The sequence below is a fragment of the Bradyrhizobium sp. BR2003 genome (assembly GCF_009720285.1).
Taxonomy (GTDB): domain Bacteria; phylum Pseudomonadota; class Alphaproteobacteria; order Rhizobiales; family Xanthobacteraceae; genus Bradyrhizobium; species Bradyrhizobium elkanii.
Window position 1 is genome coordinate 80103 of the sequence record NZ_SMYJ01000030.1, and the last position, 12316, is coordinate 92418.

Here is a 12316-nt window from a genome sequence, read left to right on the forward strand (position 1 = left end):
ATGAACGATCGGTAAGGATCGCTCACATCCTCGCGAAAAATCGAAGGTCCCCCGCCCCTCGCCGTTGTCGTCATGCTAGGGTTGACTCGATTGCCGGGACAAGCCAACGCTTGCATGCCAGACCTGCGACTTTAGTCGAGGATTACCCCGATTGTCCCGATTCTTCAGGCCTTTGCGGCCGCTTCCCCGGAGACGATAATCTGTGAACAACATTCGCTCGACGCTCGCGACGGTGTGGCGCATCGCCTCGCCTTATTTCAACTCCGAGGACAAATGGGCGGGCCGCGGGCTGCTTGCGGCGGTGATCGCGATCGAACTGGCGATCGTGGGCATCAACGTCCTGATCACGCAGTGGAACAACCGCTTCTATAACGCGCTGCAGGAACGCAATTGGGACTCCTTCGTCAGCGAGATCATCTATTTCTGCGTCGTCGTCGCGTTCTTCATCCTGCTGGCGGTCTACCAGCTCTACCTCAATCAATGGCTGCAGATCCGCTGGCGGCAATGGATGACGACACACTATCTCGGGGACTGGCTGCGCCAGGCCAGTCACTACCGGATGCAGCTGCAGGGCGACGCTGCCGACAACCCCGACCAGCGCATGACCGACGACGTCAAGCTGTTCGTCGATCGCACGCTCACGCTCGGCCTTGGCCTGTTGAACTCGGTCGTCACGCTGGCGTCCTTTCTCACACTGCTGTGGGGCCTTTCCAATGAGGCACCGCTGCACCTGTTCGGTACGGAATATTCAATTCCCGGCTATCTTGTCTGGTGCGCGCTGATCTATTCGGCGCTCGGCACCGTGCTGACCCATCTGATCGGCTGGCCGCTGGTCGGCATCGATTTCAAGCAGCAGCAATATGAAGCCGATTTCCGCTTCAACCTGGTGCGCGTGCGGGAGAACTCCGAGCAGATCGCGCTGCTGCAGGGCGAACAGGCCGAGCGCGAACGCCTGCGCGTTCGCTTCGGACGCGTGGTGGAGAACTGGATCGCCCTGATGAACCGGACCAAGAAGATCACCGCGTTCACGGCGAGCTATAATCAGGCCTCGGTGATCTTCCCCTATGTGCTGGTGGCGCCGGCCTACTTTGCGCAAAAGATCCAGCTCGGCGGCATGATGCAGACCGCATCGGCGTTTTCGAACGTCCAGGGCGCGTTCTCGTACTTCGTCACCATCTATCGTCAACTGGCCGAATGGCAGGCCGTGGTGAACCGCCTCGATGGATTCGAGGCGGGGATCGTGGCGGCATCAAACCTCACCAAGCGCGACGACCGAATTCATGTCACGGCAACGCCGGGCGGCGGCGCCGTCAGCCTGCAGGACCTGGTGCTGCGGCTGCCCGACGGAACGCCGCTGCTGAACGCGGACCGGTTCGACTTCCGCAAGGGCGAGCGCACGCTGATGACCGGCCCCTCCGGCGCCGGCAAGTCGACGCTGTTCCGCGCCGTGGCCGGCATCTGGCCGTTCGGCGATGGCGCGGTCGAGATCCCGGCCAATGCCAGCCTGATGATGCTGCCGCAACGTCCCTATCTGCCGATCGGCTCGCTGCATGACGCCGTCGTCTATCCGGGCGAGGCCACGCAATTCGACGCGGGCCGGGTCCGCGAGGTCCTCACCGCCGTCGGGCTGCCGCAGCTTGCGGCGCGGCTCGAGGAACACGCGCACTGGAACCGGATGCTGTCGCTCGGCGAGCAGCAGCGGCTCGGCATCGCGCGGGCGCTGCTGCATGCGCCGCAATTCCTGTTCCTGGACGAGGCGACGGCCTCGCTCGACGAGCCGGCGGAAGCCGCGCTGTACAGGCTGATCGCCGAAAGGCTGCCCGGCACCACGGTGGTTTCGATCGGCCACCGCTCGACGCTCGACGCCTTCCATCAGCGCAATGTCACGCTGGTCCGCGACGGCGACCGCTTCACCCTGCGCGACGCGGTCAAGGTCGCCGCGTCGTAGGCGCGCGAATTTGGATTGAAGCGGTCCGGCCGTGGGCTCGGTTCACCTCTCCCCCGTCGGGGAGAGGTGAACTCCGGCGGCTCAAGTTAAGTTCATTCATGCCTTAGCGGCTCGACGGCGACGCGGCCACCGCAGGCCGCGCAAAACAAAAGGGGCGGCAGATTGCTCTGCCGCCCCTCGATCCCCGGAAGGGAAGATTACTTCAGGTTGGACATCGCGGTCAGGTCGACCGAAAGCTTGGCGATACCCGCCGCGCCGCACCAGTTGGAGCTCGTGCCACCCGGATTGATCGGGGTGACGGCAGTGGTTCCGCCCGCAGTGAAGTCGCTGGTGAAAGCGCTGCAATCACCCTTCGACATGTCGGTGTCGGAGTAGCGCAGATCGAGCGTGAACACCTTATAGGTGAAGCCGATGCCGATGTTCCAGGTGTTGTAGTCGGCATACTTGATGCCGTTCGGGAACGCCGGGACGCCGTAGAAGCTGTCCGAGGTGCCGAGCCACTGCCGACCGAACTCACCCGACACGTACATGCCGACGCCGCTGGTGCCGAACACGGTGCTCGGCGCAGTGTACTTGCCGATGATCGAGGAGTAGTTGCCCCAGGCGCCGGTGTTGAGGAAGTTCGGCGAGTAGTATTCGTTGATGGTGAACGCCCAGTTGTCGTTGATGGTCCAGGTCGCCTTGCCGTAGACTTCGAAGAACGAGACGTCCTTCTTCATGACGGCGAGGTTGGTGAGGGTGTTGGCCTGGCAATCGGCGCTCAGCGGATTGCCTGCGAAGTCGGCCACCGCACCGCCGCCGTAGTAGCAGGTCCCGCCCGGATACAGGTAACCCCAGACACCGATGTCGAAGGCGAACGCGCCGAAGGTTGGGCGGATACCGCCGTAGACGTCGACTTCAGCCGCGGCGCGGTTGGCGAAGGAAATGCTTTCGGTCGACGTACCGACGTAGAGCTGCAGGTCCTTGCTGACGTTGTAGCGCGGCTCGAAATAGGCGGTGACCGACGGATTGTGGTTGGACTGGGTGACGCCGCGGAAGATGTAGTCGCTCATGATGCCAGCGCCAAAGGCGATGTCCCACGGGTCGAACGGAGCCGGCGGCGGCGCCTTGACGGCCTTCACCGCCATGTCAGCTGCCATTGCCGAGCTCGAAATCATTGCTAGCGCCGTTGCTAACAAAGCCAGTTTCTTCATGACGATCCCCATCTACCTGTCCAGACAGCCCGGCTCCGGTGGCCCCCAGGGCGCGCGATAACGGACTGCAACTAAATCGCGTGTGGCCAATCTGAGGCTCGTGCACGGTACCGTGAAGCCAAAAAGACATGCATGTGCCGCCTTTTTAGGCGTTCTAGCCATTTCGCCGCATGTTGATTTGCGGGTGTTGCATTTGCACCACAAGACTGTGGCTCCCGCAGCCTCCCGCGGCGGTTGAACGGATCATCCGGGCGGGGAAACGGCAACAGTCGGCCCGGCGCGAGAGCATTGGAACGAATCGCCGCGCCCGCAAAAGTACGGATTGTCACCGCACCTACGGAAGAAGCCGCAGCGTGGCGCGCTGCGGCTTCGATCAGTTGAACCTCGGCAATGCGGCAGCGGCTTAGTGGTGCTCGCCCCCGTCGGCCGACCCGGCAATCCAGCCCGGCGCCGGTTCGTGGCTCGGTGTGGCCCAGCTCGGAGCCGGCTGCGGCTCGGGCTCGGGCGCCGGGGGTGCTGCGACCGGGGTGGCCGGCTTCGGCGCGGCAGCCTTCTTCGGAGCAGCGGCCTTCTTCGGCGCGCTCTTCTTGGCAGCGGCTTTCTTCGCGGCCTTCTTCGGCGCAGCCTTCTTGGCAGCTTTCTTTGCCGTTTTCTTTGCAGCTTTCTTGGCCGACTTCTTCGCCGATTTCTTTGCGGTCTTCCTGGCGGATTTCTTCGCAGCCTTCTTGGCCGACTTCTTCGCGGACCTCTTCTTCGCCGCTACCACCTTCTTGGCCTTTTTGGCCTTCTTGCTTTTCTTCGCCTTCTTCGACTTCGCCATCGTGGTCCTCCTGTTGCCGCTATCTGAGTCCACCGGGCGTATTGAAGTGATCGCTTGCCGGACGTTGGCTGCACCTCGAGGAGAGGCACTCTCCACTTCGCTTGTCGGGCATGATGGCCGCGCGATCGCTTCGCGTCTGTGGCAAGGAAGCGCCGGTCCTTCACGTTGCGTCAGGGCAAGGCTGAGGTCCGGATCATGCTCGAGTGGCAGTCGATCAATTCAATCCTGGCCGGGGACCTCCTGTCGCCCAATCGAGAAGCTCAATCGTGTGCACCACAGGAACTGACGTACCGCCGGCAATCTGAACCATGCAGCCAATATTGCCCGCAGCGATCATGTCCGGTTTGACAAGCGCAATATTGGCGACCTTGCGATCGCGCAATCTGCTCGCAATGTCGGGCTGGAGAATGTTGTAGGTCCCCGCCGAACCGCAACACAAATGGCTCTCGGGCACATCTTTCACCACGAATCCATTCTTGGAAAGCAATTCTTTCGGAAGTTGAGTGATTTTCTGTCCATGCTGCAACGAACAAGCGGAGTGATAGGCGACGGTGATGTCGCCTTTTTGCGTTGAAGGCGCGAGCTCGAGGCCAGCGAGATACTCGGTGATATCCTTTGCCAGCGCCGAGATTCGCTTGGCCGGCTCCGCGAATGTTTTGTCCTCGCGCAGCAGGTAGCCGTAGTCTTTGACAACCGTCCCACAGCCCGAGGTCGTCACCAGGATGGCGTCGAGCCCGTTCTGGTCCGCTTCCCTTTGCCACACGGTGACGTTGGCCCGCGCACGCGCCAGCGCGTCGCCGTCCTGTCCCATGTGATGGGTCAACGCGCCGCAGCATTGCTCGTCCTTGACCAGCACCACCTCGACGCCGTGCCGGGTCAGCACATTGATCGCGGCCTGATTGATGCGTGGCGCCAGCACCTGCTGGGCGCAGCCCTGCAGCAGCGCGACCCGGCCGCGCCGCCGGCCGATCGGCGCAAACACGGTTCCCGCAGCCGGCCCCGGCTGCGGCAGGCCGCGTGGCGCGAGCGCCAGCATCGCCTTGATCCGCCGCAGCAGGCCCGGGTTCGACGCACCGACCGATGGCGTCGGCAGCAATGCGGCGAACGGACGGACGAACCCGGCCAGGATCATGCTGATCCGGAACAGGCCCGGCCGCGGCAGCACGAGGGCGAGCACCGACCGCAGCAGCCGCTCGGTCAGCGGTCTCTGGTAATCCCGCTCGATCCGGACCCGGGCCTGGTCGACGAGGTGCATGTAGTTCACGCCCGACGGACAGGTGGTCATGCAGGCGAGGCACGACAGGCAGCGGTCGATATGCTTGACCACGTCGGCCGTCGGCGGCTTGTCCTTCTCCAGCATCTCCTTGATCAGGTAGATGCGCCCGCGCGGGCTATCGAGCTCGTCGCCGAGCAGCACATAGGTCGGACAGGTCGCGGTGCAGAAGCCGCAATGCACGCAGGCGCGCAGAATCTTGTCGGCTTCCTTGATGTCGGGATCGGCGAGCTGCGCCAGGGAAAACTCGGTCTTCATGCAGCCCCGCCTCGCATCATCCGGCCGCGGTTGAGGACGGACCTCGGATCGAAGCTCGCCCGGACCCGTTCACCGAGCGCGGCAAGCCCGGCCGCCTGCGGCTGGAACACATCGACCGCCCGGCGCACATCCTCGGTGGCGCGGATCAGAGTGGCGTGTCCGCCGATCGCCTCGACCTGGCCGCGAACCAGCGTGGCCTGGGCATCGGCGCCCGGCGGCACCGCGGCCCAGATCAGCCCGCCGCCCCAGTCGTAGATCACGTCGCCGCCGGTGGCGCGCGACAACGCCTGGCCCAGCGCGCCGCCGGAGGCCGGCGGGCAAACGATACGCCACACCGGCCAGGCCCCGAGCGCGCCGTTCGCCGCGAACGGCACCACGTCGCGCAGCGCGCTCCAGATTGCGGCGGACGCATCGTCGGCGAGGCTGTCGACCGTGCCATAAGCCGAGAGTGTCTGGCTCAGCGAGGCCGCCCGGTGTGCCGCCGACGCCGAAATCCCCTCGAGCCGCACCAGCGTGACCGGCTGGCCGGAGGCGAGGCCGGCGAGCGCACCGCCACCGGACCGCAGCGCCGAACCCGGCAGATGCGCCGCGCCGGAGACGTCGAAAGGCGAGCCCAGCGCCGCCGTCATCGCCTTGTTGGCGGTGACGTCGTCGAGCCCGCGCAGCACCAGCGTCCGCTCGGCTTCCGGCTTCGGCATGACCTTAAGCGTCAGCTCGGTCATGACCGCGAGCGTGCCCCAGGAGCCGGTCAGCAGCTTGCAGAGGTCGTAGCCGGTGACGTTCTTCACCACCCGCCCGCCGGTCTTGAAGCTGTCGCCGAACCCGGACACCGCGTGCGCCCCGAGCAGATGATCCCTGATACCGCCGGCCATGATGCGGCGGGGACCGGCAAGGCCCGCGCCGATCATGCCGCCGATCGTGCCGGCGCCCGCAGTGCCGAGCAGCACCGAAATGTCCATCGGCTCGAAGGCGAATTGCTGGTTCCTGGCGTCGATCAGGGATTGCACGTCGGCGAGCGGCGCGCCGGCCTGCACGGTGATGATCAGTTCGTTCGGCTCGTAGGAACTGACCGCATTCAGCGCCGAGACGTCGAGCAGCGCATTGGTCGCCATCGGATGGCCGATGGCGCGCTTCGATCCATGTCCAATGACCTCAAGCGGCTGCTCGCTGGCGACCGCCGCGCGCACCACTTCCTCGACGTCTTTTGCGTCTCTGACCTTGAGCGTATCCACGCCCTAGCCGGTAACCAAATTCGGCTCCGAAATCAAATGCGCGCGCCGAACAAATTTCTGAATGCGAGGAGTCCGGCGTCGGTGATTTCGACGGAGCGGCCCTGCGGCCGGCGCCGGATCCAGTCCCGTTGCAACGCAAGGTCGGCAACCGCAGCCCCTGCCCGCCCGGCCAGATGCGGACGCCGCTCGCTCCAGTCGAGACAGGGCCGGCACAAGATCCGCCGCCCCCGCGCCGGCGCATGCAGGTCGATGCCGAAATCGCCGAGAAATGCTCGGCCGGAAGCAGTCAGCTCGCCGGCCTCCTGGTCCAGATTGAGGTGGCCGCGGTCCCGCATCGCATCGGTGACGGCGACGCCGAGCTCGCCGGCAAGGTGGTCGTAGCAGGTCCGGGCCCGGCGCATCTCGGGATCGATGCGCGGCGGTGGCCGGGACGGATGCGGATCGATCGCGGCAACCGTCATCATGCCCTCAAGCATCTGCGCAACCAGCGGCGTGGCCAGCCGGTAGAAGCGGCGCGGACCACGCCGCTCGACCTTGAGCAGCGCGCGCTCGACCAGCCGCGAAAGGTGCCAGCTCGCGGTCTGGGGCGTCACGCCCGCGACCAGCGCCAGCTCGCTCGCAGTCTGCGGGCGCCCGTCCATCAGCCGCGACAGGATGCTGGCGCGGCCGGGATCGGCGATCAGCCCGGCGAGTTCGGCAAGCTCTGGTGCGATGGTCTCCATGGCCGGCTCCGCATCGATCGAAGTCATCTGTTCGTCGCACGTCATGCCGCCGCAACGCTTCGATCATGATCGAAATGTTCACGACATCGACAATTCGACCATCACCGAACCGGGTTCGCCGAACGATCGACTATCTCTCGCGTTGCGGTTCGGCCGGCAGGACGGTTGGCGCAAATCATCTGGAGGCGAACATGACACGTTCGGAAGTTTCGACCACGACGATGATGCTCACCCGGCGATCGGCCATCGGCTCGTTTGCGATCATGGCGGTCGCCGGCGTCTCGCCTTGGGCCGGATCGCAAGCTCGATCGGAGCCCAGCAACGGAGGACTGCCAATGAAGCACTATGCGATGAGCACACGAACCATCAGCGATGCGATCAACACGTCAGGCCTTTTGGTCGTGGCGCAATGGGAAGCCAAGGAGGGACAGGCCGACAAGGTCGCGGAAATCCTCGACGGCTTCCTTCCCGAGGCGCAGAAGGACCCCGGCACCAAGCTGTTCCTGATCGGCCGCGGCAAGGACAATCCGGCGCAATTCCTGTTCTACGAATTGTTCCAGGACGAAGCCGCGTTCAAGGCACATCAGGACAGCGCGGCCTTCAAGACCTACATCGCGGAGCAAGCGCTGCCGCTGCTCGCCAAGCGCGAGCGGTCGCAATACGCGCTGCTGTGAAGAAAAGCGCCGCGGGGAGGATGGTAGAGCGTTTTCGAGCGACGTGGACCCGGTTCGCGTGAAGAAAACGCGTCAAAACAAGAAGCGAGAGCTTCGGTTCTGATTCAATCAGAACCGAAGCTCGTCTTTCCCGCCGGCGCGGGTCAGATCGACGCGCCGCTGTTGCCGAGCGTTGCGCGCAAGCCGGCCCGCTCGGGCGGCCTGCGCCAGAAGCCGACGATCGAGATCCGCGACAGTACCGCGACCTCAAGGCTCTCGACCCGGGTTCGGAGCCGAAGCGCGCGTTTCTCGACGAGATGCCAGGACGCGACGGCGACTCCGAAGGCGAGCGGCAGGCTGATCACGAGGTTCAGATACCAGTACTGAACCGGCGGGCCGAAGGTGGCGACGCATTGCTGGATGACGAAGCCGTAGAGATAAAGCCCGTAGGAGTAATCGCCTGATGACACGATCCAGCTCCGCGGCGGGTTCATCAGGCCGAGATAGCATGCGACATAGGCGGCCGGCACGGGAGCCAGCGCGTCGCCGCGTCCGGTCGCCATGCCGGCGGCGCACAGCACCAGCGCCAGCAGGCACACAGTGCGGTTGAACGGCACCTTGTCGCGCCAGAGGTAGAAGCCGACGCCGGCAAGAAAGCAGAACACCAGAAGGTGCGGGCGAAGCTGGATCGGCACCTCGTCCCAGCGGTAGATGTCGTAGCCGATGAGCCCGATCTGGGCGATCACCATGAACCCCAGGAACGCCACCCGGTTGAAGCAAATCGTGAGCACGGCGAGCAACGCCAGGATGACGTAGCACCACAGCTCGTACGGCACGGTCCAGAGCTGGGCGTTCACCAGATCCGGCAGCGGATTGTGCAGGAATACGCCCGGCAGCTCGTAATGGATGTCGCCGACGATATTGAGAAAATAGGCGTGGAATTTCGGATCGGCGACATATTGCGCCAACGGCAGCTCGGTGAAGACCGAGCCGATGATGATTGCCGATAGAGTGGTTTCGACCGCGAGCGCCGGCCCGATCCGCAGCACGCGCAGGCCGAGGAAGGAAATCAGGCTCCTGCACCGGAGCAGGCTTGCGGTCACCAGGAAACCGCTCAAGGCAAAGAACAGCGCGAGGATCATCGCGACGGCGATGCGCAGCGTGCTCTGGATTTCCAGCGCGCGGCCGAGCCCGAGCGTCACGTTCGTGCTGTGCAGGCCAATGATCGACGCCGCCAGCGCGATCCGCATGTAATCGAAACCCGCGGGCCGATTGCGCGAAAGCGCCAGCTGATCGGCCAGGCTGGGCATCGATGTGCTCCCGAAGACATGCATCTGCGGAAAATACCGAGCAACAGTCTAAGGCCGTGTAAATGGGTCCGCGCTGTAATCGCAGCGACGCGCGACGACGGCCACCGCGGCAAGGATCGGTTAAGGTTATCGAATGGCTAGGGCGATCCGTCGAATTGTATCGACCGGCCCTCACGCGTTGGGCGCACGCTCACGCATATTGGCCTCGGAGGCCAATAGCTGGCGTGGCTCCTGATGCCCTGGAAGCAGGCTTGTTATCGTCATTCGGCAACCGTTGATTTGATCGCGGCTCCGCCAGGAGAACCACCACGATGCACATCAAACCGATAGCCATCGCGCTGCTCGCGATGATCGCGCCAGGACAGGCGCGCGCCGCCATGCTCACCGACGCCGAGGCGACGTTCCTCGACCAGCTCGCAACCGCAGCCGCGGTGCTCGAACAACGATGCACCGGCTATGAGGCCAATGGTGCCGGCGGCGTTCAAACGGGCGCCAGACTTCTCGGCAGCCCCGACGCCGCGATGGCCATGATCAATGCGTTCGACGCGGCCATCAAGGCTCACGACGGCAATGACTACGATCCGCGCAAATTCCGCCCCGAGGTGTCCGAAGCAGCCGGCAAGACCTTCAAGGGCGTCCGGGCGGCGTTGATCACAGACCCGGAAGGGGCCTGCGCCGCCTATGGCGAGAGCGGCGCGGCGTCGGGGCTGCTCAGACGGTACTAGAACCGCGGGATATCCGGGAACGCCAGCTTGCCGGCGTGGACATGGACGCGGCCGAGCTCGGCGCAGCGGTGCAGGGTCGGAAACACCTTGCCGGGGTTGAGCAGGCCCTCCGCATCGAAGGCGCATTTCAGCCGCTGCTGCTGGTTGAGGTCGATCTCGGTGAACATATCGGGCATCAGGTCGCGCTTCTCGATGCCGACGCCGTGCTCGCCGGTGAGCACGCCGCCGAGCTCGACGCAGCAGCGCAGGATGTCGGCGCCGAACGCCTCCGCCTTCTCGATCTCGCCCGGCTTGTTGGCATCGTAGAGGATCAAGGGGTGCAGATTGCCGTCGCCGGCGTGGAACACGTTGGCGACGCCGAGGCCGTATTTCTCGGAGAGCTCGCGGATCCGCGCCAGGGCCTTCGGCAAGGCGCCGCGCGGGATGGTGCCGTCCATGCAGAGATAGTCCGGCGAGATGCGCCCGACCGCGGGGAACGCCGCCTTGCGGCCGGCCCAGAACAGATTGCGCTCGGCCTCCGAGGTCGAGATCTGGCAGGAGGTCGAGCCGCAGCCTTGCGCGATCGCCTCGACCCGCTTGATCAACTCGTCGACCTCGACCTGAGGGCCGTCGAGCTCGATGATCAACAGCGCCTCGACGTCCAGCGGATAACCGGCATGGACGAACGCCTCCGCGGCGTGGATCGCGGGCTTGTCCATCATCTCCATGCCGCCGGGGATGATGCCGGCGCCGATGATCCGGGCCACGCATTCGCCGGCCGCCTCGACCTCCGCGAAGCCGACCATCAGCGCGCGCGCCGTCTCCGGCTTCTGCAGGATGCGCACGGTGATCTCGGTGATGACGCCGAGCAGCCCCTCCGAGCCGGTGATGATGCCCATCAGATCATAGCCGGCGTTCTCGGCCGACTTGCCGCCAATGCGCAGGATCTCGCCCGACATCAGGACGATCTCGCAGCCGAGCACGTTGTTGGTGGTCATGCCGTATTTCAGGCAGTGCACGCCGCCGGAATTCTCCGCGACATTTCCGCCGATCGAGCAGGCGATCTGCGACGACGGATCGGGCGCGTAGTAGAAGCCGGCATGGGCGACCGCCTGGCTGATCGCGAGGTTGGTGACGCCGGGCTCGGTGACGACGACGCGGTTGTCGAAGTCGATCTCGCGAATCCGCTTGAACTTGCCGAGTCCGAGCAGCACGCCGTCGGCAAGCGGCAGCGCGCCGCCGGACAGCGAGGTGCCGGAGCCGCGCGGCACCACCTTGATGCCCTGGCCCTGGCAATATTTGAGGACCTTCGACACCTGCTCGGTGGTATCGGGCAGCACCACGACCATCGGCGGCTGCCGATAGGCGGTCAGGCCGTCGGATTCATAAGCCAGCATCTCGGCGGCACTGTCGATCACGCCCTCGCCCGGGACGATCGCGCGCAAGGCGGCCACGATTTCGGCGCGGCGAGCGAGGACGGCCTGGTCGGCCGCCGGCATCATGATGGACATCGTTGTTCCCTCGGCTGAGCTTTTGCCCTTCGCCGATTTGTTACGACAAATCAATCACGTCTGCACCTGTTTCAGCGGACCGGCCGAAGGTCGGATTGCCCCACCCCGCAATGGCGAGTTCTCTCTCGGACAAGCGGGCGGCCTCGAAACCTGTCAAAGTTTCGTGGCTTGTCCTGTCCAAGCCGGACATGCCACAAACGATCACTACCTCCCGGGACGAAACGAAGAGAACCCCATGAACCTAAAGACCTTGAGCGCGCTGGCGGTCGTCACATCGCTGGCTTCCGCATCCTCCGCGCTGGCGCAGGATGCCGCCGCCGGCAAGACCTCGTTCAATAAATGCCTCGCCTGCCACGCAATCGGCGAAGGCGCCAAGAACAAGGTCGGCCCCGAGCTCAACGGCCTCGACGGCCGCCATTCCGGTTCCGCGCCGGACTACAATTATTCCGACGCCAACAAGAATTCCGGCATCACCTGGAACAAGGCCACCTTCCTCGAATACATCAAGGATCCGAAGGCCAAGATCCCCGGCACCAAGATGGCCTTCGCCGGCATCAAGAACGAGACCGAGGCCAACAACCTCTGGGCCTACGTCTCGTCGTTCGACAAGGACGGCAAGCAGAAGTAATCGGCGGTATCGGTCGCCGTCCGCCCGGCGCCAATGCCGGGGCGGACGTTGGAACGGGATGGCT

General features: G+C 64.7%; 11 protein-coding genes. 4 read left to right on the plus strand and 7 right to left on the minus strand.

Annotation, left to right across the window (positions count from 1 at the left end; all coding sequences use genetic code 11):
* Nucleotides 1–202 precede the first annotated feature (202 nt).
* Nucleotides 203–1948: an ABC transporter ATP-binding protein/permease gene (locus E2I15_RS24760; protein WP_137482622.1), complete on the plus strand. Its 1746-nt coding sequence runs from the start codon at nucleotides 203–205 to the stop codon at nucleotides 1946–1948.
* Between the two features lie 197 nt (nucleotides 1949–2145).
* On the opposite strand, the gene E2I15_RS24765 is transcribed toward E2I15_RS24760, so the two are convergent.
* The 5 genes from E2I15_RS24765 to E2I15_RS24785 form a co-directional block, all read right to left on the minus strand.
* Nucleotides 2146–3141 carry a TorF family putative porin gene (locus E2I15_RS24765; protein ID WP_137482621.1) on the minus strand — a complete coding sequence of 332 codons (996 nt, stop codon included), beginning with the start codon at nucleotides 3139–3141 and terminating at the stop codon, nucleotides 2146–2148.
* 403 nt (nucleotides 3142–3544) lie between these two features.
* Nucleotides 3545–3961, minus strand: coding sequence for a histone (locus E2I15_RS24770; RefSeq protein ID WP_137482620.1), 417 nt, complete (start codon nucleotides 3959–3961; stop codon nucleotides 3545–3547).
* 214 nt (nucleotides 3962–4175) lie between these two features.
* A complete protein-coding gene (gene glcF / locus E2I15_RS24775; protein WP_137482619.1) occupies nucleotides 4176–5492 on the minus strand; it encodes a glycolate oxidase subunit GlcF in 1317 nt (438 codons plus the stop codon).
* Nucleotides 5489–6724: an FAD-binding protein gene (locus E2I15_RS24780; protein ID WP_137482618.1), complete on the minus strand. Its 1236-nt coding sequence runs from the start codon at nucleotides 6722–6724 to the stop codon at nucleotides 5489–5491. The genes glcF and E2I15_RS24780 overlap by 4 nt, the downstream gene beginning before the upstream one ends.
* A gap of 32 nt (nucleotides 6725–6756) precedes the next feature.
* Nucleotides 6757–7473, minus strand: coding sequence for an ArsR/SmtB family transcription factor (locus tag E2I15_RS24785; RefSeq protein WP_422109884.1), 717 nt, complete (start codon nucleotides 7471–7473; stop codon nucleotides 6757–6759).
* A gap of 164 nt (nucleotides 7474–7637) precedes the next feature.
* Between E2I15_RS24785 and E2I15_RS24790 the strand changes: the two genes are divergently transcribed.
* On the plus strand, nucleotides 7638–8120 hold the full coding sequence (locus E2I15_RS24790; RefSeq protein WP_246668332.1) for a putative quinol monooxygenase: 483 nt from the start codon (nucleotides 7638–7640) through the stop codon (nucleotides 8118–8120).
* Nucleotides 8121–8263: 143 nt separating this feature from the next.
* On the opposite strand, the gene E2I15_RS24795 is transcribed toward E2I15_RS24790, so the two are convergent.
* A complete protein-coding gene (locus E2I15_RS24795) occupies nucleotides 8264–9409 on the minus strand; it encodes an acyltransferase family protein (RefSeq protein WP_246668331.1) in 1146 nt (381 codons plus the stop codon).
* 311 nt (nucleotides 9410–9720) lie between these two features.
* Here E2I15_RS24795 and E2I15_RS24800 point away from each other — a divergent pair, with 311 nt between their 5' ends.
* On the plus strand, nucleotides 9721–10134 hold the full coding sequence (locus tag E2I15_RS24800; RefSeq protein ID WP_137482615.1) for a hypothetical protein: 414 nt from the start codon (nucleotides 9721–9723) through the stop codon (nucleotides 10132–10134).
* Here E2I15_RS24800 and E2I15_RS24805 read toward each other — a convergent pair.
* Nucleotides 10131–11624, minus strand: coding sequence for an FAD-linked oxidase C-terminal domain-containing protein (locus E2I15_RS24805; protein ID WP_137482614.1), 1494 nt, complete (start codon nucleotides 11622–11624; stop codon nucleotides 10131–10133). The genes E2I15_RS24800 and E2I15_RS24805 overlap by 4 nt on opposite strands.
* A 235-nt stretch (nucleotides 11625–11859) precedes the next feature.
* Here E2I15_RS24805 and cycA point away from each other — a divergent pair, with 235 nt between their 5' ends.
* A complete protein-coding gene (gene cycA / locus E2I15_RS24810) occupies nucleotides 11860–12252 on the plus strand; it encodes a cytochrome c-550 CycA (RefSeq protein WP_137482613.1) in 393 nt (130 codons plus the stop codon).
* The last annotated feature ends 64 nt before the right edge of the window (nucleotides 12253–12316 follow it).